The sequence below is a fragment of the Paenibacillus sp. 37 genome, from assembly GCF_008386395.1.
Lineage (GTDB): Bacteria > Bacillota > Bacilli > Paenibacillales > Paenibacillaceae > Paenibacillus > Paenibacillus amylolyticus_B.
Map to the genome: position 1 here is coordinate 4,446,732 of NZ_CP043761.1, position 24,532 is coordinate 4,471,263.

The 24,532-nt window shown below is 46.8% G+C and carries 29 protein-coding genes; 1 reads left to right on the top strand and 28 read right to left on the bottom strand.

Annotated elements, in window-relative coordinates; all coding sequences use genetic code 11:
- Positions 1–38 precede the first annotated feature (38 nt).
- The 11 genes from panD to F0220_RS19010 all read right to left on the bottom strand — a co-directional run bounded on the left by panD (position 39) and on the right by F0220_RS19010 (position 9,051).
- Positions 39–422 carry an aspartate 1-decarboxylase gene (gene panD, locus F0220_RS18960; protein WP_017687742.1) on the bottom strand — a complete coding sequence of 128 codons (384 nt, stop codon included), beginning with the start codon at positions 420–422 and terminating at the stop codon, positions 39–41.
- The gene (gene panC, locus F0220_RS18965; RefSeq protein ID WP_091018001.1) at positions 415–1,311 is read right to left on the bottom strand and encodes a pantoate--beta-alanine ligase; all 897 of its coding nucleotides are present in this window, start codon (positions 1,309–1,311) and stop codon (positions 415–417) included. The genes panD and panC overlap by 8 nt, the downstream gene beginning before the upstream one ends.
- Positions 1,308–2,186 (bottom strand): 3-methyl-2-oxobutanoate hydroxymethyltransferase, encoded by an 879-nt coding sequence (gene panB, locus F0220_RS18970; protein ID WP_105599385.1) that lies wholly within the window; start codon positions 2,184–2,186, stop codon positions 1,308–1,310. Before panB ends, panC begins: the two co-directional genes overlap by 4 nt.
- A 344-nt stretch (positions 2,187–2,530) precedes the next feature.
- Entirely contained in the window at positions 2,531–3,508 is a 978-nt protein-coding gene (locus F0220_RS18975; RefSeq protein WP_105599387.1) for a biotin--[acetyl-CoA-carboxylase] ligase, read from the bottom strand.
- Positions 3,495–4,793 (bottom strand): CCA tRNA nucleotidyltransferase, encoded by a 1,299-nt coding sequence (locus F0220_RS18980; RefSeq protein WP_223199728.1) that lies wholly within the window; start codon positions 4,791–4,793, stop codon positions 3,495–3,497. Before F0220_RS18980 ends, F0220_RS18975 begins: the two co-directional genes overlap by 14 nt.
- A 62-nt stretch (positions 4,794–4,855) precedes the next feature.
- On the bottom strand, positions 4,856–6,016 hold the full coding sequence (bshA, locus tag F0220_RS18985) for an N-acetyl-alpha-D-glucosaminyl L-malate synthase BshA (protein WP_091018005.1): 1,161 nt from the start codon (positions 6,014–6,016) through the stop codon (positions 4,856–4,858).
- Positions 6,017–6,115: 99 nt separating this feature from the next.
- Positions 6,116–6,814: a bacillithiol biosynthesis deacetylase BshB1 gene (gene bshB1 / locus F0220_RS18990; RefSeq protein ID WP_105599388.1), complete on the bottom strand. Its 699-nt coding sequence runs from the start codon at positions 6,812–6,814 to the stop codon at positions 6,116–6,118.
- Positions 6,811–7,251 (bottom strand): methylglyoxal synthase, encoded by a 441-nt coding sequence (gene mgsA / locus F0220_RS18995; RefSeq protein ID WP_017687735.1) that lies wholly within the window; start codon positions 7,249–7,251, stop codon positions 6,811–6,813. The genes bshB1 and mgsA overlap by 4 nt, the downstream gene beginning before the upstream one ends.
- An 11-nt stretch (positions 7,252–7,262) precedes the next feature.
- The gene (gene dapB / locus F0220_RS19000) at positions 7,263–8,066 is read right to left on the bottom strand and encodes a 4-hydroxy-tetrahydrodipicolinate reductase (RefSeq protein WP_036607633.1); all 804 of its coding nucleotides are present in this window, start codon (positions 8,064–8,066) and stop codon (positions 7,263–7,265) included.
- Between the two features lie 80 nt (positions 8,067–8,146).
- Entirely contained in the window at positions 8,147–8,671 is a 525-nt protein-coding gene (locus tag F0220_RS19005) for a tetratricopeptide repeat protein (RefSeq protein ID WP_105599390.1), read from the bottom strand.
- 50 nt (positions 8,672–8,721) lie between these two features.
- A complete protein-coding gene (locus tag F0220_RS19010) occupies positions 8,722–9,051 on the bottom strand; it encodes a nucleotide pyrophosphohydrolase (RefSeq protein WP_017687732.1) in 330 nt (109 codons plus the stop codon).
- A 172-nt stretch (positions 9,052–9,223) separates the two neighbouring features.
- On the opposite strand from F0220_RS19010, the gene F0220_RS19015 reads away from it, so the two are divergent.
- Positions 9,224–10,093, top strand: coding sequence for a YitT family protein (locus F0220_RS19015; RefSeq protein WP_105599392.1), 870 nt, complete (start codon positions 9,224–9,226; stop codon positions 10,091–10,093).
- Between the two features lie 121 nt (positions 10,094–10,214).
- On the opposite strand, the gene F0220_RS19020 is transcribed toward F0220_RS19015, so the two are convergent.
- The 17 genes from F0220_RS19020 to F0220_RS19100 all read right to left on the bottom strand — a co-directional run bounded on the left by F0220_RS19020 (position 10,215) and on the right by F0220_RS19100 (position 24,499).
- Complete coding sequence (locus tag F0220_RS19020) at positions 10,215–11,084, bottom strand: sporulation protein YpjB (RefSeq protein WP_179198573.1); 870 nt, start codon at positions 11,082–11,084, stop codon at positions 10,215–10,217.
- 66 nt (positions 11,085–11,150) lie between these two features.
- Complete coding sequence (locus F0220_RS19025) at positions 11,151–11,777, bottom strand: DUF1405 domain-containing protein (protein WP_091018277.1); 627 nt, start codon at positions 11,775–11,777, stop codon at positions 11,151–11,153.
- Between the two features lie 112 nt (positions 11,778–11,889).
- On the bottom strand, positions 11,890–12,774 hold the full coding sequence (locus tag F0220_RS19030) for a menaquinol-cytochrome c reductase cytochrome b/c subunit (protein WP_091018012.1): 885 nt from the start codon (positions 12,772–12,774) through the stop codon (positions 11,890–11,892).
- A 21-nt stretch (positions 12,775–12,795) separates the two neighbouring features.
- Entirely contained in the window at positions 12,796–13,467 is a 672-nt protein-coding gene (qcrB, locus tag F0220_RS19035) for a menaquinol-cytochrome c reductase cytochrome b subunit (protein WP_017687726.1), read from the bottom strand.
- A 15-nt stretch (positions 13,468–13,482) separates the two neighbouring features.
- Entirely contained in the window at positions 13,483–14,022 is a 540-nt protein-coding gene (locus F0220_RS19040) for a QcrA and Rieske domain-containing protein (RefSeq protein WP_036607648.1), read from the bottom strand.
- Between the two features lie 192 nt (positions 14,023–14,214).
- Positions 14,215–14,637: a DUF2487 family protein gene (locus F0220_RS19045; protein ID WP_105599393.1), complete on the bottom strand. Its 423-nt coding sequence runs from the start codon at positions 14,635–14,637 to the stop codon at positions 14,215–14,217.
- A gap of 152 nt (positions 14,638–14,789) precedes the next feature.
- Positions 14,790–14,969 (bottom strand): IDEAL domain-containing protein, encoded by a 180-nt coding sequence (locus F0220_RS19050; protein WP_105599395.1) that lies wholly within the window; start codon positions 14,967–14,969, stop codon positions 14,790–14,792.
- 23 nt (positions 14,970–14,992) lie between these two features.
- A complete protein-coding gene (locus tag F0220_RS19055; protein WP_105599396.1) occupies positions 14,993–15,499 on the bottom strand; it encodes a gamma carbonic anhydrase family protein in 507 nt (168 codons plus the stop codon).
- A 44-nt stretch (positions 15,500–15,543) separates the two neighbouring features.
- The gene (locus F0220_RS19060) at positions 15,544–16,662 is read right to left on the bottom strand and encodes a hypothetical protein (RefSeq protein WP_091018018.1); all 1,119 of its coding nucleotides are present in this window, start codon (positions 16,660–16,662) and stop codon (positions 15,544–15,546) included.
- A gap of 233 nt (positions 16,663–16,895) precedes the next feature.
- On the bottom strand, positions 16,896–17,495 hold the full coding sequence (locus F0220_RS19065; RefSeq protein ID WP_105599398.1) for a histidine phosphatase family protein: 600 nt from the start codon (positions 17,493–17,495) through the stop codon (positions 16,896–16,898).
- Positions 17,496–17,538: 43 nt separating this feature from the next.
- Positions 17,539–18,174: an anti-sigma factor family protein gene (locus F0220_RS19070; RefSeq protein ID WP_105599400.1), complete on the bottom strand. Its 636-nt coding sequence runs from the start codon at positions 18,172–18,174 to the stop codon at positions 17,539–17,541.
- Entirely contained in the window at positions 18,171–18,764 is a 594-nt protein-coding gene (locus F0220_RS19075; protein ID WP_036607662.1) for an RNA polymerase sigma factor, read from the bottom strand. Before F0220_RS19075 ends, F0220_RS19070 begins: the two co-directional genes overlap by 4 nt.
- 726 nt (positions 18,765–19,490) lie before the next feature.
- Positions 19,491–20,585, bottom strand: a complete 1,095-nt coding sequence (locus F0220_RS19080; protein WP_074095636.1) for a prephenate dehydrogenase — start codon at positions 20,583–20,585, stop codon at positions 19,491–19,493.
- Positions 20,586–20,611: 26 nt separating this feature from the next.
- Positions 20,612–21,712, bottom strand: coding sequence for a histidinol-phosphate transaminase (gene hisC / locus F0220_RS19085; RefSeq protein ID WP_105599401.1), 1,101 nt, complete (start codon positions 21,710–21,712; stop codon positions 20,612–20,614).
- Between the two features lie 86 nt (positions 21,713–21,798).
- On the bottom strand, positions 21,799–22,605 hold the full coding sequence (gene trpA / locus F0220_RS19090; RefSeq protein WP_105599403.1) for a tryptophan synthase subunit alpha: 807 nt from the start codon (positions 22,603–22,605) through the stop codon (positions 21,799–21,801).
- Complete coding sequence (gene trpB, locus F0220_RS19095; protein ID WP_091018026.1) at positions 22,602–23,801, bottom strand: tryptophan synthase subunit beta; 1,200 nt, start codon at positions 23,799–23,801, stop codon at positions 22,602–22,604. Before trpB ends, trpA begins: the two co-directional genes overlap by 4 nt.
- Positions 23,798–24,499 (bottom strand): phosphoribosylanthranilate isomerase, encoded by a 702-nt coding sequence (locus tag F0220_RS19100; RefSeq protein WP_091018278.1) that lies wholly within the window; start codon positions 24,497–24,499, stop codon positions 23,798–23,800. The genes trpB and F0220_RS19100 overlap by 4 nt, the downstream gene beginning before the upstream one ends.
- Positions 24,500–24,532 lie beyond the last annotated feature (33 nt).

Consider the following 24,532-nt stretch of genomic DNA (forward strand, 5'->3'; position numbering starts at 1 on the left):
TTGCTTCAAGGGCCGATTTCATTCTCCTTACCAGTCGATTACATAATTGTTGCGTGGACTTCCTGTTTCATTGTTTGTACAGGTTTATTCTGTCCATCTACAAACACAACGGTGGGTTTGTGAGTATTTGCCTCTTCTTGCGACATCATGGCGTAAGAAATGATAATGACGTTATCTCCAGGCTGCACCAGACGTGCAGCTGCGCCGTTAAGACATATGACCCCGCTTCCGCGTGGTCCTGGAATCACATAAGTTTCCAGACGTGCACCATTGTTGTTGTTCACGATTTGCACTTTTTCGTTTTCCATCAAGTCGGATGTTTCCATCAAATCTTCATCTATGGTAATGCTACCCACATAGTTCAAGTTGGCTTCCGTTACCGTAGCCCGGTGAATTTTGGATTTCATCAGTGTTCTAAACATGGGACAGTACCTCCGATTTTTGCAACCTTATATTGTCAATCAATCTTGTTTTTCCGAATTTCACCGCAAGTGCAATGAGCAGATCATCACGTCCTTGAACTTCTTCCTGATCTGCGAGCGGCTCCAGGCTTGGAAAAGCCTGAATCTCGGCGTAGTCGATAACCGCAAGTGGTGAGGTTGCAATCTGCTCGTGCAGAATACGACGGATATCTGCGGCGTTTATAGCTGCACCTGTATCTGCGGCTTCCTGAGCTGCACGCAGTGCCTTCGACAGAACCAACGCCTGTGTACGCTGTTCAGCGCTAAGATAGACATTTCGTGAGCTGAGGGCAAGCCCATCCTCTTCGCGAACAATTGGACAGGGTACAATTTCTACAGACATATTCAAATCATTCACCATCTGTTGAATGACCGCAACCTGCTGAGCGTCTTTCATACCAAAAAATGCACGCTGTGGCTGTACGATGTTGAAGAGCTTGGAGACTACAGTTGTTACCCCATCAAAATGACCCGGACGGGAAGCACCACATAAGCGATCCGTCAGTTTTGAGACAGATACCGTCGTTTGCGTTGCCTGTGGATACATCTCTTCCACAGAGGGAATAAATACGATATCCACTCCTTGTGAGCGTGCTGTTTCCACATCTCTGGCTTCATCCCGCGGATAGCTGTCAAAATCTTCATTAGGGCCAAATTGAATCGGATTAACAAATATGCTTAATACCACGATATCGCTCTGTTGTCTGGCTGCCTGCATCAAGCTTGCATGACCTTGATGAAGATAACCCATTGTTGGTACCAGACCTACAACGGATGTATTGGACCTAATCGCTTGACGCTTCAAGCTTAGTTCCTGTCTTAACTCTGCGATTGTCCGTAATACTTTCATGAGTTACTCCCCACCTTTTCCTTGCGTTGTCCGCCGTACAGTTGATCCAAAACACCATCCGCAACATTGAATACATGCTCTTCGGCCGGGAACGAACGATCTTTCACTTCTTTCACGTAAGCTTCGATGCTGGTTCTGATTAATGTACCCACATCTCCATAGGTTTTGACAAAACGTTTGGGCGTATACGGAGAAGCGTATTGAACCACATCATGGAATACCAGTACCTGACCATCACAGCCTCGTCCTGCTCCAATTCCTATGGTAGGGATGGATAGTTCCTCCGAGATCGCCCGTGCAACTTCTTCCGTAACCAGTTCAAGCACAATACCGAACGCACCAGCAGCTTCCAAGGCCTTGGCTTCGTCCATCAGACGTTTCGCATCCGCTGCATCCTTGCCCTGAATGCGGTAACCACCAATCTGATTAACCGATTGAGGTGTCAGTCCGATATGTCCAAGAACCGGCACGCCTGCTTGCACGACTGCTCTGACGGTGTCCGCTATCTCAACTCCGCCTTCCATTTTAACCGCATGGGCATGCCCCTCTTGCATCAGTCGACGTACACCCTTAAGCGTCTCATCCACGCTGCCATGATACGTCATAAAAGGCATATCAGCCACAATAAATGTCTTCTCAGCACCGCGCACAACGGAACGTGTGTGGTACACCATGTCGTCGATGGTCACCGGAAGCGTCGAATTATAACCCAGTACTACATTGCCAAGTGAATCGCCGACCAGGATCAGATCGATACCTGCTTCCTCTGCTAGGAGTGCTGTTGGATAATCGTAAGCCGTGATCATGGTAAGCGGCACGCCATCCTGCTTATATTTTTTCATTTTCACAATATTCAATGCTTGTTTGTTCGCCATTTTCTCTCATGGCTCCTTTCTTCTTTTCAAATAAACGCAACAAAAAAACCTTTTAGTTTTCCACTAAAAAGTCCCGAAAAGTCAAAAAAGAGTCACTTGCGATCGTCCCTTCTGTCTCGGTCCTCTTCGGCTCAGAGCAGAATCCAACAACTCACTTAAACGTATTTCATTCTTGCACTGCGGTCTGCTTATATAAAACACATCAAAGCAGAGCAAAGGTTACTGTAACGGGAGTGCAATTCGGTCTGCATTAGCCGATATCGCCTCACGAACACAGTATACCAAAGTTCTGCTCAAACTTCACGTCTTATGTTCATTTTACCAGTGAAAATTCGACAAATTGTTTATGATTTCCAGGAAATCTCACCAGAGATGATTAGTGTATGTTCTCCATCGTGCTTCTCCACGATAAGTGCTCCAGAAGGGTCAAGACCGATTGCCTTCCCTTCAATGACACCATGAGGATTCGTCACTGTAATCTCTCGATTCATCGATACGGACAGGGCCTCCCATAGGGCTGAGATTACGCCAAATCCTTCTTTTTGATACAAAAAATATAACTGTTCAAGCTCCGTCAGAATGGCAGCCGTTAGTTTGGTGCGATCTACGGATTGCCCCGTCTCCATCTTGAGTGAAGTAGCTATAGTTGTCAGATCTCCCGGATAATCCTCGGGATCAAAATTCACGTCAACACCTATACCTGCAATACAGTATCTGACTTCATGATCTTCCACCGTGGATTCAAGCAATATGCCACATACCTTGCGTCCATCAATCAACAGATCATTTGGCCATTTGATGCCTGCATCAGCTCCTGAACAAGCTCGAACGGCACGACATACAGCCACACCTGTTAATAAAGTTAGCTGCGGCGTGTGCTGAAGTGGTAGATCAGGGCGTAACAGAACACTCATCCAGACTCCTTTACCCGGAGGAGAGAACCACTGTCGACCGAAACGTCCTCTTCCTCCTGTTTGTTCTTCCGCAATGACCACAGCACCTTCTGCCTGCCCTTGCTCAGCTAGCTTGAGAACATCCCCTTGCGTAGACAGGGTCGAGGCCAACAAAACAGCCTTACGGCCAAATACGGTTGTATCCAGTGCCAATTGGAGGCCAGTAGCATCAATGCTATCCGGCTTCGTTACCAGACGGTATCCTTTGCGGGATACAGCTTCAAACTCATACCCCATGTCTCGCAACTTGTTCACATGTTTCCACACAGCGGTCCGACTGATGGACAGATTACGGCTAATCTCTTCACCCGATACGAATCGTCCTTCTGCATTTAATAACATATGTAACAGATCTTCATGTTTGGTCATCTTGAACCACCCGCTTCACTTCTGCACTTAGTGCTTCATGCTGATTCGCTATCGTTCCAATCGCTGTTTCTCGTAACAAATGTTTCATCAGTTGCCCCAGCCAAGGCCCGCCTTTGCGCTGCACCATTTGTAACACTTGTTCCCCTGTGATATCCAGCTCTTTCAAGTCATGCACAGAAATCGATTGACTCCATTCGGCTGCAAGCTCTTGAACCAAAACAACCTGCATTTCTGCCTGTTCGGATTGATTCCGCCATCCTGCTGGCAGTGTAGACTGTATTCTAAGCCAATCATCCGCCGCCTGAACACCACAAGCCAGAACAGTAACAATCCAATCGGAACGGAGACTGACCGTATCCTTCTGCTCCTGAACGGAAGTATGAATCAACTGCTCCACCTGAAGGACCCCTGTTATTCGAGAACGATGTTCATTGGAGAATGTCCACTGACGTAATAATACATCTGCTTCATCCTTGCTATAACCGCCAGCAATCAGGATGAGTGACCAACGGAGCAACACATGCTGACCTGACAATTGTTCCAGATTGGATAACAACATCTTGTTGAATCGGGCCGAGCTTATCGGAGCTTTGATATGCGCAAGCGCATTACTTCTGTATAACAGTTCCAACCCTCTTAATGGATGCGGTCCCGACATCATTTTTACCATCTCGGTCCGTACCCGTTCCATCGCTATATGTTGAAGCAGGTCCTTCTGCCTTACAAGACCCTTCCACGTATTATGAGCAATTTTGAAATCGAATACCGATGCAAACCGGACACAGCGGAGCATCCGCAGTGCATCTTCACCAAATCGTTCCATCGCAGAACCTACACATCTGACTCGCTCTTCCTTGATATCTGTCTGTCCACCGAACGGGTCAACGATTGTCCCAGTGACGTCCATGGCAAGAGCGTTCATCGTGAAGTCACGCCGCTGTAAATCTTCCTTGATATCCTGAACAAATTGAACTGCAGCAGGTCTGCGGTTATCCTGATATTCGGACTCTGTTCGAAATGTGGTCACTTCAAAGTAATAACCGCCTGAACGAACGGTAACCGTACCGTGCTGCAAACCTGTAGGAATACAATCGTCAAACCGTTCCATGACTTGCTGAGGAGAAGCAGATGTCGTGATATCCATATCGTCTACAACTCGTTCCAGCAATTCGTCACGAACGCAACCACCTACCCAATATGCCTTGTAGCCATGTTTGTTTAATGTTGTGAGTACATTCTCACTTTGCCTTGCCATTTCACGATCAACCTGTGTCCATTGAACCACCACATATCACCTCTTCTCTTGCCTGTTGTGGTATCCACAGTATGATTTCGTCTAAGAAATGATTAACCGCAAATCGGCTTCAGATTCGGAACTTCCCTTCCCAACACCCGGTAATATATCTGTTCATATTCATGCCGAATAGCATCATTGCAAAAGTCGTGATGCGCGCGCTGAAGACATGCTTCCCTGAACTCAGCAGCCAAACGATCGTCCGTCAATAAACGGATGGTGTTCTCGGCCATGGATTGTGTATCCCCAATCGCGGATAAGAATCCCGTCTTACCATGTAAGACCAGTTCCGGAATTCCTCCGGCCTGTGAACCGATCGTGGGTACGCCACAAGCCATTGCTTCGAGCGCCACAAGTCCGAAACTTTCCTTCTCCGATGGAAGCATCAACACGTCAGCCATGGAAATGACCTGAGCAATGTCATCCTGTTTGCCAAGGAAATGAACTTTATCATTCAAGCCGAGATCATTAATCTTCCATTGCATCTTCGGCAAATCAGGTCCTTCACCAACAAATAACAGTTTGGCAGGAACCTGCTCCTGCACCTGACGGAAGACCTCTACCACATCCTGAGTTCTCTTCACCGGTCGGAAATTGGAGATGTGCATTAATATTTTTTCGTCGGGCGCAGCAAAGTCTCTTCGCAGACTCGCAGCATCCCGAGGATAATATATTCGTTTGTCAATAAAATTATAGGTTAGATCGATTGGGCGCTGAATATCCAGCAATTCGACCGTTTCCCGAATCAAATCTTGTGATACGGCAGTAACCGCGTCACTTTCATTAATGGCCAGACGGATCAGATCCTTCAGAGATTCATCCTGAGCCAGAACCGTAATATCCGTTCCATGTAACGTGGTAACCACTTTAAGGCCGTCCCCTACCATTTGTTTCGCAAGAAAGGCACATACTGCGTGTGGAACGGCGTAATGAACATGCAGCAGATCCAGCTGCTGTGACTTAGCCACCTGAGCCATCTTTGTTGCCAGTGAAAGGTCATACGGAGGGTAACGGAAAACATAATAATCATTTACTTCAACTTCGTGATAAAAAATATTTTTCTGGAACGTACCCAGTCTGAACGGGATACTGTTGGCAATAAAATGAACCTGATGCCCCTGTTCGGCAAGTAATTTGCCCAGCTCCGTTGCGACAACGCCAGACCCGCCGAGGGACGGATAACAGGTGATGCCGATTTTTAGCTTTTTATCCATCCTGTGGACGCTCCTTTGATCTCCCGCTTCATGCAGGTTGATATCTTGCAATGGAATAATGAAACCCTTCGTTTCATTAAACGTAAAATGTAAAATCGTTTATTGGGCACCCGAGCCAAATTGATGAACCACGTAAGGTGTAATTGTAGCAAAACCTTCTGCAAACGGGATGAGACTACGCTGTCCGAGCAAGGAATCACGGGCTCTTACACGTTCAATATACCCTTGATTCAATGGCGTTGAGACCGCTCCGTCTCCCAGTTCGAATTGGGAACGATAAGAGAGCAATGAAGCTTCTTTATGCTCATAGTGTTCCGTAATATCGACAATCAAATCCGTAGGCCCGATGTCATTAATAAAGTAAAAATAAAGTTCCTTCACCTGCACGGCAGGCATGTCCGGCATGTAGTTGCGAAGCTTGGCGTTAAATACAGCCTCCTGCACAAGCTTACTGCAATTGACATGATCCGGATGACGATCTTCCCAATACGGAGCAAACACCATCCGAGGGGCATGACGTCGTATCTCAGCCGTCACCGCCTGTACATGTTCAGGCGTAAGATATAAGCCACGATCAGGAAGCCCCAGATTCGTTCGACACGAAAGACCGAGGACGCGGGAGGCTTGCTCCGCTTCCTCGGTTCTGCGCTCTACTGTTCCGTTGGAAGACATCTCAGCACGAGTCAGATCACACACGCCTACTTTCAAGCCGGCAGCGGTATGTTTGGCAATCGTTCCACCCATACCAATCTCCGCATCGTCTGCATGTGCTCCAAAGATGAGAATATCCAGACTCATTCGGAATCACCTGAATTCAATCCAGCCTCCGGCTTGTACTTATGTACCAGCTCTCTCCAGGCAAAATCACCACGATCCAGAGCCTTAACCAGAATCTCAGCGGTTGCGATATTCGTGGCAAGGGGAATTCCCTGCACATCACAAAGACGTAACAACGCATTGATATCCGGCTCATGAGGTTGTGCCATCAGTGGATCTCGCAGGAAAATAATCAGATCCATCTCATTTTGCGCAACCAAAGCTCCAATCTGCTGATCTCCGCCCAGTGGGCCTGATTCGAATCGATGAATCTTCAGAGATGTTCCTTCCATAATACGAAGGCCTGTTGTTCCTGTAGAATATAATTGATGGTCCGTAAAAACAGGCTCATATGCCGTCACGAAGTTAACCATCTCTTCTTTTTTACGATCATGGGCGATAAATGCTATTTTCAACATGACAATCTCCTTTAGTCGATAAAGTGGTCAAATCCGTAGATCATTCCTGTATACTCCATAACCTTTTGCACACCAATCTTAACACCAGGCATATAACCTGCGCGCTCGTAGGAGTCATGCCGAATTTTGAGTGACTGTCCATAGTCTCCGAAAACAACTTCCTGCTGCGCGAATACGCCAGGCAATCGTACACTGTGAATTCGGAAGCCATTGTAATACCCGCCCCGTGATCCTTCAATCGTTTCTTCCTCATTTGGATTACCTTGACGAAGTTCTTCCCGATTGGCAGCAATCAGTTCCGCTGTTTTGATCGCAGTTCCGGAAGGAGCATCCAGCTTCTGATCCCCGTGATATTCGATAATCTCCACATTTGGCATATGTTTGGCAGCCTGTGCTGCGAATCGCATCATCAAAATGGCACCAATCGAGAAGTTAGGGGCAATAAGCCCTCCAATTCCTTTGTCCTGGCACTGCTTGTCCAACTGTTCGATCTGCTCCGGCGTGAAGCCGGTAACACCCATGACAGGTCTGACTCCATGACGGATCGCGATCTCAGTATGTGCAAACGCAAATTGTGGTACTGTAAAATCAACCATAACCTGCGGTTTTGTTTCGGCAAAAGCCATTTCGATATCATCAGTCACCAGCACCCCACACTCTGGCAAACCAACAAGGGTTCCTGCATCCGTGCCTGCTCCGGAGCGGTTGACAGCCGCTGCAAGCTCCAATTCCGGGTCCTGAAGTACCAATTTCACAACTTCACGGCCCATACGGCCAGCCGCTCCGATCACGGCAACTCTGATTACTTCACTCATATTGACTGCATCTCCTCGCTATGTTGGATCATATCGTTGAATCCATTTCTACTCAAAAGAAATCTTTGCAAAATGAATTCTTATTGAATGGATTTCATACGTTGCTTGATTTCCTGTAACATCTGATGCAGTTGCCCATTCTGCGGATCCATCAAAATCGCCTCACGCAGCGCCTGAATTGCATATTCAAATTCATTCAAATCACTGTAAGCCAGCGCAAGCATAACATGAGCTTCCACTGAGAGCGGATCAAGTTGGACCGCTTCTTGCAGAAGCGTAGACGCTTCCACATAGCGCTCCTGTGTTGCAGTACCCGCCTGCTCCAACAGCAACTTCGCTCTGGAGGTCAATTGTTTTGCTTCCAACGTCTGCAGATGCAAAATATACTCTTCTGTTCCTGGCGACAATTCAACCGACTTGCGTGCATATTCAAGCGCCGGAACCAGATGTTTGCTGCGGGCGTGTGTAATGGAACAGCGATAATATAACTCCGCATGTTTTGGATAAGCGTGAATGGCTGACTCGAACCAACGAATCGCCTGCTCAAAATCATTTTGTAATATACAGCGATAAGCCTGCTGCATATATTCTTCCGGTTTCATCATTAAGCTGACCCTCCCCGATCGGGTGATGGTACAGCATATGTAATCTACGCCTAATCGGTGTTTTTGGGAGTCCACCGATTGGCATCGCGGGTGTTAAATTTATGCATGACTTTATCGTGCGCCTCAGCCAGATCAATTCCCAGTGAGTTCGCAAAACAAATCGTGATAAATAAAATATCTCCAAGCTCAAGTTCAATGGAATTGGCTGCTTCGGAAGATTTCTTCGGCTTCTCGCCGAATTCATGATTCACTTCTCTGGCGAGCTCCCCAACCTCTTCAGACATCCGGGCCAACATGGCCAGAGGACTGAAATACCCCTCCTTGAACTGGGAGATATACTGATCAACCTCACGCTGCATTTCTGCGATGCTTTTCTCCATGAGAACGGATTCTCCTTTTGAAATGATGTCGTATTTGTTCCTAATAATATCAGTTATTTAGATTCACTTCCACCATCATCATCTACAAATCATTTTTAAAGAATCAATAAACAGGTATACTAGATGGGAATGATTGCTTCTTCATTCTAATTTATCTACAGCGAGGGATCTTATGAGCACTGCCAAAACCTGGATTCAAGTTAAACTGGTTCTTCCCATCGTGCTGGGTACAACCTTATATGCCTTTGGGCTCCTCTATTTTATTATCCCCAATCAGCTTATGGAAGGCGGCCTTACTGGGGTTACGGTGCTGATCAATTACGCTTTTGGCATCTCACCTTCACTTACAACCTTGATTCTGAATGTTCCCCTCTTTCTGATCGGGCTCAAAATTTTGGGCGGCAGACAGATGATCTATACGGGTATCGGAATCGGGGCACTAACCGTTTTTCTATGGTTGTTTGAGAAGTTGATTCATCTGGGCTGGATTGAACCATTACATACCGAGAATGACTTACTGTTAGCTGCACTATATGCAGGTGTCACCCTTGGAGCCGGTCTTGGCATTGTATTCCGTTGGGGTGGAACGACGGGCGGTTCAGACATCATCGCTCGTATTCTCAACCGCAAGTATGGATGGAGTATGGGCCGAGTATTACTGGGCATCGACTTCGTCATTATCGGGCTCTCTCTCATCTACATCCCCAAAGAAAAAATTCTGTACACGCTCGTAGCTGTATTTATCGCCTCTAAAGTCATCGACTTTATTCAGGAAGGTGCATATTCTGCCCGGGCATTTATGATCATTAGTGACCATGCGCCCGAGATTGCTGAGCAGATCACACGGGATATGGATCGTGGCGTTACCCTCATTCCAGCCATTGGCGCGTACTCTAAACAGGCCAAACACATGGCCTACTGTGTGATCTCCAGGCAAGAGTTCAGGCGTCTGCAGACCATTGTACGTGCCATTGACCCCAGAGCTTTTGTCATCATCAGCGATGTTCACGATGTACATGGAGAAGGTTTCAAAGAAAGCTGATATAACACAGAAACTACAAGAAAACCTCTTTTTACATGAAGAGCCGTTAGCGTGGCTGTTCATGTGGAAAGAGGTCTTTTTTTATATACCACTTATAGACCAGGATCAAGTTCATATCCGATTAGCGCCGAAAAGGAAAAATCCCCTGCTGCTGCGCACGATATTTTCGATATCCGGCGTAACTTAACGTCGCCACAATGACCGAACTAATGAGCAGTCCGGCTGCCCTGCGATCAGGGCCTTGTACAAAAGGTACAAAGGCACTCTCGTCCTTCTCGCGACCAAATAACTGGTTTACCAGTTCCTCCCCATGGCCCACCATGCTCTTTAACTGAGCCAGATCAGGTTGCTTGGCAGCGGTAAGGCCTTTGGTATGAGATAACCAGGCGTCCATCTGAGCAATCTCATACGGTTCACGGCGAATCAGTGCGGCAGGACGAATCGTCTCATAATGCTCCTCCAGAACGGTGTAACGGTTTGCCAGTACGGCCGCAGTTTGCCCTTGATTTGTAGCAGCGGATAAAGCGTCCAGATCGTTTTTCACAATTTTATAATACTGAAGCCATAAAGGCTTGGTTGGATTCGCGAGACTATCTGCTGCAAGTCTGAGTTTGGCAGAGGACTGCTGAAGAGAAGCATCGTCATTTTTCACCTTCACAACGGCTTGTTTCACTTCAACAATGGTTTCGGACAAGGCGTGAATGCCCTCAACTGTCGTTTGTCCCTCAAAGGAAATATGCTCCAGACTTTTACTGATACGCAGAATGCTGCCTCGCACTTCTTCAATATTATTCTCGAGCGCCTGTCGATACAATATGGCTGCTTCCTCATTCAGTTGTGCAATTGAATTGCTTGTGGACACTTGCTGATCTGAATTCAAATTCAATGCTTCACTTTGCGCGGATACACGATATGCTAAGTTCGTCCAAAGCAACAGAGCCATGAACGATACCACCAGTAAGCCAGTTTTGATCCCAAACGTTCTCTTCATGGACATCCCTCCCACCACCAATGTATGGCGGGGGACAGTTCATTAGAACAAGCTCAAGATCGGATATTAGGTTCGTTTCGCTTGTCTTAAAGCCAGCCACGCGCACAGAATGCTTACCAGTGTCAGTCCGAATGTGAAATTACGCACACCATCTACATGATCATAGAGGGATGCGGGTAACCAAGGGTAAATATCATATGTATAATCCATCGTATCATTCAATAGTGTCCAGAGACCTGCAACGACAAGGGAAGCCCAGCGGAAGCCGAAAAAGCGTACATAAATAAGAGCTTCAATGGCCATCGCACTATGCGAAGCAATCAACATCCAGTCTTGCCAGTGCTGTGTACCACCTTGCATCCAGCCAGCGAAAATAATGGATACGGCCCACACGCCATATTTCACAGATGTGACCACGGCAAGCGCCTGAATCACATGTCCGATCCGTTTGATAATGATGGACCGTGGTGGGTACAAGACCCATAACAATGCTAAAGTAAAAAACAAACTCGCTGTTGGACTATCTGGCACAAATACGATCTGCCACACCGGCTGCTCCGCCAGCGTCAATTTCATTTGCTCCCCGTACCAGATGTATCCGTATACCGTTCCTACCGCATTACACCAAAATAATAGCCACAGGAAATAACGATTGGTCAGAAATTCCCTACTCCAGAAATACGATAAAGCCACATTCCCTGCCCCTTCCTTGATCATATATTGCGCACGATACAGTGCTGTCCAAAAAAACACTTCAAAAAAACCTGACCGCATAAACGATCAGGTTTCATTGGTTATTTCGATTTTACTGTTCTGCTTTCTGTTTCGCAAGCCATTCGGTCAGATGAGTAATCTCTTCATCCGTTACACCTTGAGCAATCGCTTGATCGTACATCGCAGGCATCTCGTTATAACCTTCTTTGATAATAGTCAGAATCTCTTCCTGACTGTGCTTGTCACCCACACCCCGAAGTGAAGGTCCACTTGCGCCCTTCATATCAGCCGCATGGCAGCCAATACAACCGGCCTTCTTGTACGTTTCCATTGCAGGATCATCCTGCTCCACGATCGCAACTTCCTCTTGCTGTCCGGGTGCGTTGGAAACTGGTGGGAGCCCCTGTTCACGCCTCTCCAGTGCTTCTTCTTCACGTTGAATATGCTCAGGCTTCTGTCCACTTGCTTCCAACTCATGCTCGTAATGTGTCCACGCTACATTCGTCAGATAGAATACAGAAATGACCGACAAAATCATCAGTGATGAAGCAATGGGGCGTTTATAGAAACGCCTCTCCTTACCTGTGTCCAGGAATGGTGCCAGCAGCAAAGCTCCAAAAGCGACTCCGCTGACTCCCAGTACCCCGAGCAGAACGTAATCGCCCGATGCGTATGGATACTTCAAGTACTGATACAGAAAAAGGAAGTACCAGTCCGGCATGGGTATAACGGATGCGCTTGGATTGGCCGGATACCCCAAAGGTGCAGGTTCTGAGATCGTTAGTACCAGAATCCCCACCAATACAACGACACCAACCATCCATTCTTTCAGCAGGAAGTTGGGAATAAAGGCTTCTGATTTGCCGGGATACGCCGTGTAATCAGGCGGGGTAATAAATCCCGCCCCTTTACGGACCCGTGAATCACCGACAAAGATAACCTTTTCCTCATCATCCTTCTTATGTCCGTGAGCCATTGCGATTCCTCCCTTCTCAGTTTATAGTGGTCCCGAAATGCCCTGTCTGCGGATCATGATAAAGTGTCCGACCAGAAGCACCAGAAGCACAGCGGGGAGGAAGAATACGTGCAGGGCAAAGAATCGGGTTAGTGTCTGTGCACCAACAATCGTACCGCCTTGCAGGAATTCTTTAATAATCGGTCCCAGCCAAGGAACCGTATTGGCAATCTCCAGTGTTACTTTTGTTGCAAAATAGGCTTTGTTATCCCATGGCAACAAGTACCCTGTCAGCCCCAGGCCCAACATGACGAAAAAGATCAGCATGCCGACAACCCAGTTCATTTCACGCGGTGCCTTGTAAGAGCCTGTAAAGAACACACGCATCGTATGTAAGAACATCATTACGATAACCAGACTGGCTCCCCAGTGGTGCATGCCGCGAACAATTTGGCCGAAGGCTACTTTGGTCTGCAGATACTCCACACTTGCGTAGGCATTGATAATATCAGGTACGTAATACATGGTCAGGAACATGCCTGACAAAATCTGAATAACAGTAATAAAGAACGTCAATCCACCAAAGCAGTACACGAATGCGGAAAAGTGATGAGCCGGATTTACATGCTCTGGAACTTCATGATCCGCAACGTCCCGCCAGATTGGCGTGATGTCGAGACGCTCGTCAATCCAGTCATAGACATTTTTAAACATCTGCGTTCACGCCTCCTAATTCACTCGGGTGTTCGGAACAATGTCGCCCAGATATACCCAACCCTGCTCTTCCTTGACTACGTACTCATCCAGCGGTTTGGGGGCTACGGCAAGATTCTTCCCTTCCTTGTCATAGTGCGCGCCATGGCAGGGGCAATGATACTCGTCAGGGTACTGCTTGTCACTATTCCAGCCTACTGTACATCCCAGATGTTTACAGATAGGTGAGAGTGCATAAATTTTACCCTGCTCGTCTTTGCGAATCCACGCCACTAACGATGCATTACTCAGATACCAACCATCCTGTTGTTTAAGTTCAAAGGTGAATTCTTGAGGCTCATTCGTAATTTTGCTGATTTCAGCTACTTTGACAGAGGTGCCTTCTCCCTTATGTTGCAAAATCGGGTCCACCGCAAAACGGACCATAGGAAGGATTGCACCGGCGGCCATGTAGGCTGTAGCTCCACCAAGCGTGTACGTCAAGAACTGCCTGCGTGACATCTCCATGCGGCTTGGCAATTTCAATGAAGCTTCGTGGTCATGCTCACTGCTCATACTGTCTCCAACCCCCTTTTTCAGCCAACTCTCTCAAACGTTTTCATTTTCATAAATTCCACGACTTACTAGAACATACATAATCATATAGTAGCCCTAGAACACCGTCAAGAATTTGTCACACATTTTTAAGGTTCAATTGTAAGCGTTATTAAAAAATTGTTGGTAAATTGTCACATTTGTCGCTAAAAACTATTTTTTCCACAACTCTCGTATCTTTTCCCCTACAAATCTCGCAATCCCTTCTTCTCCAACCTCATGAGTTAAGACGGACCGACTCAAAACCAGATCAGCAGCTGGAATGTCCATGCCATCTAAATGACCATCTGATGTCATAATAACCACATATTTGAATCCTGAAGATTTAAGCTGTGCGGACAAGGAATTTAATGTCATTGACAATTCCGAATTAGCATAATGAAAGGCTGGATAAGTCATGATTCTCCCTTTGAAAGGAATTTCGACCAGATCCAGAAAATCTCTCAGCCGCTCCAATGCCTCGGTAGCTTCAACTGGCGACTGCTCACCGCTAATAGCTGTGTATGGAATAAGGCATGTATCCAGATAGAGTTGCAGTTCAGCCCAGCTGTCTTGAGTCATCTCACTGAATTTCAATTCCCTATATCCCCTCTCTATCCATTTTATTCCCATATTATATATGACCATATCTTATAAATCCAGACATTCATTTCAGAGTTACACATATCAAAAAAGGAAATACGCCTCTGCGCATTCCCTTTTATCTCAGAAAGGATATATTTTGCCTATCAGTTTATGGCCCTCAGTTCATCCGTCAGACTCCGGAAAGCTACTTCGTCTCCGGTAGCTAACGCTTTATCGATTTCCAAATAGAGCTTCTCGCTGCGCTGTTTGCGAAGCGCTTCGTCCCAAACCATCTCAGCTGCCAGCCCCAACATGACTTCATACGTAACTTTCATTTTATCCAATAGGATGCACCTCCAAAACGGATTTAAGAGCTCCTATATTCTTTTCCTTTGGTAACATAACCCAGTGAAGTTCTGGACATCCGCTCCAGATCGGCATCAGTCAGCTCACGTATCACTTTGGCAGGTGTCCCCAAAGCAAGAGTATAGGGCGGAATTTTACTATTCTCAGTAACAACAGAACCGGCTCCAATCAGCGTATATTCGCCAATATCGGCTCCATTCAGCAGAATGGCGCCCATGCCGATTAATGATCCTGTTCCAATAGAACAACCATGAATGATCGCTGTATGTCCTACTGAGACATCATCTCCCACAATCAAAGGTTGATCAGTATTGACATGCCCGACAACGTTATCTTGAATATTACAGCGCTTTCCAATGATAATAGGAGCCAAATCAGCCCGCAGGACTGCATTGAACCAGACGGAAGACCCTTCTCCCATTCTCAAATCACCGATCAGTTTTGCACCTTCAGCCATATATACTGAAGGGTGTAACTGAGGTTGTAGACCTTTGTATGGAATTATCATTATTATCACTCCTTAATTTGGGAGTGATTTTAGCAACTTGTCCTTCACTTGTCAAACATAATAGGCGTAATGTCTCCTGAGATGGAGCGACAGGATGCAGCAAGACGTGTGCCCCAGGCTGTCATTTGTATCGTCCGGCCTTCCTCATGTTCCCCAATACGGACCATGCCAAGATGCAACATCATTTTAACAATTCTGTTATCATAAATGGCCTCGGCCGTATCATAGTAAAACGGCTGAATGAACGGACCGATCTGACGAAACAGCGACTCGGCGGTTGACCATTCCTGGGCACATTCGCCTGTCCAATACACAATAGAGGACAGATTGGGAATAGCACCTTTATACAATCTTAACCAAAACCTAAATAGCTGTATCATTTCGGCTGTTTTCTCAGCTGCCAGCTTGTCTTCTCCAGCTGGTGATAACTTCAGCGTGCCTTGCTCCTCACGAACCAGCCGATGGTGAAATGCATAGTCGTAGAGAAGTGCGAAACGGTCCGGGTAATCCTTGAAGGAACGGCCATATCCGAATCTCCATCCACCTTTGCCCACCAATTCCTCACTAATGTGAAGATGCTCCATAATCTGCTGTTGAGAGCGACGGTACATCATGCCTTCGGCGTTAAGGGCAATTTCGTGCTGCTGGACATACTGCAGGAACAACTTGAGATCATCCGCTAAGAGATGATATTCATCCCGATACATGGGTGGTTCCGTTGTTTTGGTAATCCCTGCTCGCAGATGTGTGGATAACACATCCCTGAATCTTAATTTCAGATCCTGGGGTACCTGATACAAATACCTGGTCTGCTGCGTTGTCCCATTGAACAACCATCCACTCTTATTAAAGCGAACGATGAGATCACGTGGACTCGCGCCAGCCTCACTCTCCTTTTTGTCCATCGATTGACGGGCTATGGCAATGAGTTCTTCCATACCATAATACTGGCGAGGATCAAACAACAAGTTGTTCAAAAAGCGCTGATCTGCTTGATTCAGTTGACGTACCTGCTGCTCAAAAAAGGGTCTGCTGCCCAATGTAGTGAGAATACTCTGGATGAGTTCATGTTTGGAATTGGGCTTGCATTCACATTGGTAATAGTCTGCTATTCGATTAAGCTGGCCAATATCGGCAAAAGTAAGCATATCCGCTAGATTCATGGGTCCATCGCCTCGCCCGTTAACTACTTCGACTGTTAATTCGGAGCCTGAAATAGTTTGGTTTTGTAAACATCGTTGACGGAATTCCCATAATCTAAACCTCTTTTTGGAAATCTTTTATGTTTTAAACCATACTATGCCCCGAGTTGGTCAATCAGAAGAAAAATGAGAGGTTTGAAATCATATAAAGTCTTTATTTCCCCATAAAACGCAAAAAAACAACCCAAGTTGGATTACTTAGGTTGTTTCGCTGTGTCCAAAGACAGATGTCGTGTGCAATTATACAACAGCGGACTCCAGTCATCACGTTCCTTTTCCAGGATCGTCAGTGACAGGTTTCCAATCCGTTCTGTATACCGATCTTTAAACAAGGCTGTTAACAGGTTGGCTAAGAAAGCTCCGTGAGTGACAATGAGTACGTTTTGGTCCGGATAGGCAGACCATAGATCTTCCAGAAACGCCAGTGCACGAATCTGGATATCCGCTATCTGCTCCTGTCCCAAGTCCAATGTCTCCCAGGCTTGGCCCCAACGGGCAACCCGTTCTTCTGAAGTCAGACCTTCAATCTGACCAAAAGCCCTTTCTTTCAACCGTGCGTCCGGCTCAAGCAAAGGTACATTCAACAGCTTGGAGATAATCTCCCCTGTTTCCTGTGCCCGCGATAATCCACTTGTGATGATATAGTCCCATTGGTATTCTTCCTTCAGCAGACGTCTTCCCAGGCGCTCTGCCTGTTCACGACCTTCTCCATTCAGAGGAATATCCGTCTGACCCTGTATACGGCCCGCCGCATTCCAGTCTGTAAGACCGTGACGAATAAGCCCGATTCGCACTTACATCCCTCATTTCTCCACACGGCGAATGAAAGGTTATTACCTATGCACTCGCACCTTGTTTGCGTTTATTCGTTGTTCGATGCATACGTCCAAGAGAAAATAACGCCATTCCTATTGCAAGTAAAGAGAGTGCCATCCAATACTGCGGATAAGCGGGTCCCATGCTCACAACAAAAGGTTCTATGATACTTCCTCTGTCCGCTCCAGTCATGTTGTAATGATACATTCCAGAGGACGATGGTCCGCTTCCGGCAACCCCTGTCTCCAGAATACCCGTAGTAACAACTTTGGTTTGCTCAGCTTCTGATACGTCTGGCTTAAACATTGCCATATACAGAAAGCTGCATAAAAAAATAGCCAGGAACGCGGCAATCCACAAAGACATATGCTTGCGGATCACAGCAGAGAAACGATTAACCTTTACCTCTTCCGGCAGTAACCATGGAGACTCCGCGTAGATCCGGTCCATCACGTTACGGTTCACTCTCTCTGCTTGTTGTTCTGTCACTGGAACCGGAATGCTGTGCAGCAAGATCTGAGCTTCTTCCCAGACCTCAAACTGCTCGGAGCACTCTTCACAACCAGCGAGATGAGCATGAAATGCAATCCGCTGAGGATGAGTTTCCGGCAAGTCCCAGACCAGTGCAAACAGTTCCTGGGCTTCATTGCAATTCATCGGTTCTTCATCCCTTCATATGGCTCGTACACCGGTTCGAAGAAATAAGGTTCCAATTGAGTTTTTACGCTTGATCTTGCTCTGAATAATAGCGATTTCACAGAACTGACGCTCTGCCCAAGAATATTCGCAATCTCTTGGTAGTCTAGTTGATCATACTCACGGAGTATAATCGCAGAACGCTGCTTCTCCGGTAAATTGTTAATCGCATCCCTAACCAGCATCACCCGCTCGCTGCGTAGTACAGCATACTCCGGTGTATTCTCCGAAGGAGCAACGGGAACAATCCCGCTCTCTTCAAGTGGGACATTTCCGCTGCGCTGTTTGCGAAGCTCACTCAGTACCGTATTTCTCGCAATGGTATATAACCAGGTTGAGAATGAGGCATCCACCTCACGGAAAGAGTGCAGACTGCGGAACGCCTTATAGAAAGTCTCAGAACAGAGATCTTCCGCAAGCAGCTCCATATTGGAACTTTTCAACATATGATATACGAAAGCCAGTATTTTACGCTGATAACGACTCATCAGCTCGGAATATAACTCCAGGTTACCTTCCTTGATCTCTCGAATCAACTGGGAATCCGTCATTTGAGTGCGACCCCTCCTCGCCCATCCATGTGCTTCTCCCCGTTCGACTCTATCCATGTATTACCGAACAGGCACAAAAAAGTTGCGGTTCTCACCGCATATAAAAAGCGTTCAGCGCCATAACTGGCCTTCCCGCCAAATTCCCCTATGTAATGGCAATTTCCCCAACGTTTCTACATTAACAGTATTTATTGTACAACGGTCTGCATCATCCTGGCAAATCCATTGGTATTCACAAAACCCGACCTGTCATTCATATGCGGTCATTTTCACGTTCATGACTTCATTTTGAGCCTTTTTGGTAAGCCTTGCTTATATAGACGGACAACATACCGAAAAGGTTACAAAAATGTGATATTTATTTGATCTAAGGTATCCTAACAGATTAAGGAGGGAGATGTAAATAGAGGATGTAAGTTTAAATGTAACTTTTAACATATCAATACCTTTCCCATAACTTTTTAAGACAAAAAAAAGACCGCTTACATAAGCGGCCATTGCTCACGTGGAGCAATACAGTTATTGGATAGGAGTGGAGAGAAACCATACTGTACCCTTATTATATGTATACGTTTTCATTTTGTCAACACTTTCAGTAAAATTGTTTGAATTAATTATATCTTTCGGTAATTCAGGATAATACATCCTTTTTTTCTGTGACTGAAAATCAAATAAGAACTCCTATATAACCTTACAAAAAAGAGGGCTTTCGCCCTCTTTCTCGTCTTATATCCACACTTGATAGCCTAAGGAATCCAATAACGTCTTGGCTCGTTCCATATCTTCTTCCTGACGGAAAGACAGACGCATAATGCCCGGCACATCCACCCGGTTTTCGATAATCTCCAAGTTGCTCAAGTTGATATCATTTGCTCCAAGCTCAGTTGCGATCTTACCGATCATACCCGGTGCATCCTGAACATCAGTATACAGATCAAATAACGGCGATATCATGCCTTTGCGTCGTTCTGGTAATATACTGCGGAACTCGCGGGCCTGACGGAATGCCTCCTCTATACCTTCACCGTTCTTATGCTCCAGCATATCCGTAAAGGCCGTCATCTGGCTATTCCAGTCCTTAAGCAAGCCCAGCAGTACATCACGGTTGCTAAGCAAGATATCTCTCCACACAATCGCATCACTGGACGCAATCCGGGTGATATCCCGGAAACCACCTGCAGCCAGCATTTTATACAGTGGATTCGACTCATTATATTCACGCACCTGATTCACCAGCGCAACAGCAATAACATGTGGCAGATGACTAATCGCCCCCACGATGTCATCGTGCAGCAGAGGCTCCACACGCACGATCTGTGCCCGCGTATACGCAAGCAGCTCAGACAACCTGCTATAGGCTTCCTCAGGTACATGTTCTGAAGGAGTCAAGACATAGTATGCATTCTCAAATAACACGGCTGAGGCCGCATCTACGCCTGCGCGCTCCGACCCCGCCATAGGGTGACCACCAATGAAGTAAGCGTCAGTCAACCTCACATGCTCGGCACAAGCGGCAATGGAAGCTTTAGTGCTTCCTACGTCCGTGATGATACATCCTTTTTTCAATGGCAGCTTGGAGAGCTTTTCGAAATAGGATTCAAGCAAACCTACGGGAACGCACAAAAAAATAAAGTCGGCATCCTCTACCGCTTCTTCCAGAGAGAGCGTAGCATCATCCACTACACCGCTCGCTATGTACTTGTCCTTCAGTTCATCCAAGTGGGCGTAGCCCATCACGGTTACACCTGGCTTGCCTTTGAAGCAGAGCGCCAGTGAACCGCCGATGAGTCCTACACCAATCATTGCAATTTTTAGTTTCATGGGTCCTCACTCTTTCATCGCCAGTATTAAGGGCGTGTTACCGCCTTCTCAGCCAGCGTGTTCTCCAGTGCCGTGACAAATGCACGGTTCTGTTCTGATGTTCCGACGGACACACGAATGTAAGTTGGATATACGTGGAATCCTGAGCGAACGATAATGCCTTGTTTGAGCAAAGATTGGAACGCAATTGCCGAAGGCATATTCAGATCAACCATAATGAAATTACCCTGTGAAGGGAAATACGACAATCCGAGCCGTGTAAATTCATTTTGCAGGTAATCCCGATCCGTTGCATTCCGCTTCGAGCACTCTTGAACAAAATCCTGATCCAGTAGTGCAGCGGTTGCAGCAACCTGTCCAAAACGTGAGGTGTTAAACGGTTCACGTACACGGTTAATCAAATCAATAATTTCGGGACGTGCAATACCATATCCGATCCGAAGCGAAGCCAAACCGTAAATTTTGGAGAATGTCCGCAGGATGACCAAGTTCGGATACCGTTCGATCAATGGTATACTTTGCGGGTATGCTTCATCGGTTACGAATTCATAATAAGCTTCGTCCAGTATGACCATCACATGAGCAGGCACACGGTCCATAAAGGCTGTAAGTTCCTGCTCGGAGATAATCGTACCTGTTGGATTATTTGGATTACACACCCATACTGCTTTGGTTTTGTCGTTAATTTGCGCGAGCATCGCGCTCAGATCATGCGTGCCATCTTTCAGAGGTACTTCGATGGACACGGCACCCTCAATATCTGCATTGCTTTTATATACAGAAAATGTCTGATTTGCCATGATGGTCTCGTCACCCGGCAAGAAGAAAGCTCTCGTGATCAAAGCAATAATCTCATCGGAACCACAACCAAATATTAAGTTGTTCCGTTCAACGCCAAGATGCTTCGCAAGAACTCCCGTCAGCTCAACTGAGCTACCGTCTGGGTATATGCTTATATTAGTCATTTCTCTCGTAATGGCTTCCAGAGCGGCAGGAGAACTGCCGTACGGGTTTTCGTTGGAGGCCAGCTTGATGACTTGTTCAAGCCCCAGTTCACGTTTCACTTCTTCAATCGGTTTGCCCGGCTGGTACACAGGCAGATTGACAATCTGGGATTTCGGTTTCAACCCGACCGCCTCCTGTTATTGAAATAATGTTAGACACGAATCAGCGTGCACCTTACGTGTCCAAAAGATGTCCTTTCAGGACATCTCTATCCCTTTAATTGTGCCACAAAGTTGCGAATTTGCAACAGTCCCGCTGCACGCGTATCCGGATTTTCAAGCAGAGGAATCGCATCTTCCACTTGACGAACAATGGCACTACCTACAACAACGCCATCGCAGATGCGGGAGAAATGTGCCACCTGCTCATGACTGGAGATACCAAAACCTACCGCTACAGGGAGGTCTGTCAGACTTTTCACCGTCTCAATGAAGCTTTCAACGCCATCAAAGAAAGAAGCTCTCTCTCCGGTTACGCCAAGAGAAGATACACAATAGATAAAGCCACTCGCTCCCGTTACAATCCGCTCAATCCGGGCATTAGATGTTGGTGCAACAAGCGGCACCAGATGCACACCAGCACGATTTGCGCGTTCTCGCATCTCTTCCGCTTCCTCAATCGGCAGGTCCGGAATGATCATGCCACTAATATCGTGTTTGACCAATTCATCAAAGAATACATCCAGTCCTGTCTGCAATACCGGATTATAATAGGTGAACAGTACAAACGGCAGTTTCACACCTGCCTTACGAGCCTTTGCAGCGGTTTCCATAACCGTACGAATGGTAATCTGGCTTTTCAGCGCACGTTCGGAAGCACGCTGAATGACTGGGCCATCCGCAAGCGGATCGGAATAGGGAACACCCAATTCCAAAATATCCGCTCCAGCCTGTTCAAGCTCCTTGATGATATCAATCGTTGTGTCCACATCCGGGTCTCCCACGGTTAAGAATGGAATAAGTGCCGTACGCTTCTGTTCCTTCAATTGCTGGAAGGTCTGGTCCATCAGATTCATCCCAAGTCACCTCCCGTGTATTTCATGATGGATTCAACATCCTTGTCTCCACGTCCCGACAGACAAATGACTACAATATCATCTGCTGTTAGTTCAGGCGCCAGTTTGACAACTTGGGCTACCGCATGTGCAGACTCCAGAGCAGGAATGATTCCCTCCGTCCGACATAGGAGTTGCAGGGCATCCAGTGCTTCCTGATCCGTGATCGGTACATATTTTGCCCGTTCAATATCCTTGAGATAGGAATGCTCCGGACCAACACCCGGATAATCAAGTCCGGCCGAGATGGAATGCGCTGGCTGAACCTGTCCATACTCATCCTGCAGCAGGTAACTCATAGATCCCTGGAATACACCATGCGTACCTTTGGTCATCGTCGCCGCATGATACTCGGTTTCGACCCCTTTGCCTGCGGCTTCAACACCAACAAGTTTCACATCCTCATCGCCGATAAATGGATAGAACATACCGATCGCATTACTTCCGCCACCGACAGCGGCTACAATCACATCCGGCAAACGTCCTTCGATCTCCTGAATCTGACGACGGGTCTCATCACCAATCACACGCTGGAAATTCCGCACCATCATCGGATATGGATGAGGACCAACCACTGATCCGAGCACATAGAACGTATCCTCCACATTGCTGACCCAGTAACGAAGAGCTTCATTACCAGCATCCTTCAGTGTCCGTGTTCCGGACGTCACCGGAATCACTTCTGCTCCGAGCAGTTTCATCCGAAATACGTTTAACTGCTGACGCTCTGTATCTTCTTCGCCCATAAATACTTTGCATTCCAGTCCAAGCAATGCGGCTACGGTTGCCGTTGCAACGCCATGTTGACCTGCACCTGTTTCGGCAATAACTTTCTTTTTGCCCATCCGTTTGGCTAACAAACCTTGTCCAATGGCGTTATTAATTTTGTGCGCGCCTGTATGATTGAGATCTTCACGTTTCAGATAAATTTTCGGTCCGCCCAATCGGCGTGACAATTGCTCTGCATGATACAATGGCGTTTCACGTCCAGAATACTCGCTTAGCAGATAGTTCAGTTCCTTGTTGAATTCCTCATCTTCAGAGAAGTGGCTATATGCCTCCTCCAACTCTATGAGTGCGTTCATTAGTGTCTCAGGTACAAAGCGGCCTCCGAAGTGACCGAAACGCCCGTGTTGATCCGGCAATTGATGTGTCATGCCTGCTTCACCCTTTCTACGAATGCTGTAATTTTGGCAATATCCTTCACACCTTCAGTCTCCACGCCGCTGGATACATCGACGCCGAAAGGTGCATATGTCTGTATTAGTTGTTGTACATTGTCTGGCTGCAAACCTCCTGCAACGAACAGAGCAATTTCGCGACTTTTTGCCCATTCAGCATAGGCAGGGATTCGCTCCCAGGCAAACGTCTTCCCGGAGCCCCCTCCATATAGAGGATCATGGGTATCAAGCAATATCGCATCCACGAATTTATCATAAGTATCAAGAGCCCTTATGGCTGCATCATCAGCTTCCGGTCCCGTTTCATCTTTGGGAAAAGAAAAAACTTTGAACACTTTGGCATTCCACCGTTGCTTCACCTGCTGGCAAAATTCCGCAGTCTCCTGTCCATGCAGCTGAATAACATCCAGGTGAGCAATGTCCATAATGTGTTCCAGTTCATCAAGCGTAGGATTCACAAATACACCCGCAAGCTTCGGCCGATCATAGGCAGACCATTCGAACAACACCGTTCTTAATGCAGCAGCCTGCTCGGGTTCGATTCGGCGGCGTGATTTGGCAAAAACAACACCAATGTAATCCACAGGCAAGTTTATCATCGATTTTAGCACTTCAACGTCCTGAAGTCCACATATTTTTACGGCCGCTGGCAGCGGGTTTCTCCGTTCTGACATACTGTCGCCTGTGCCATCGTGTATGGAAGTATT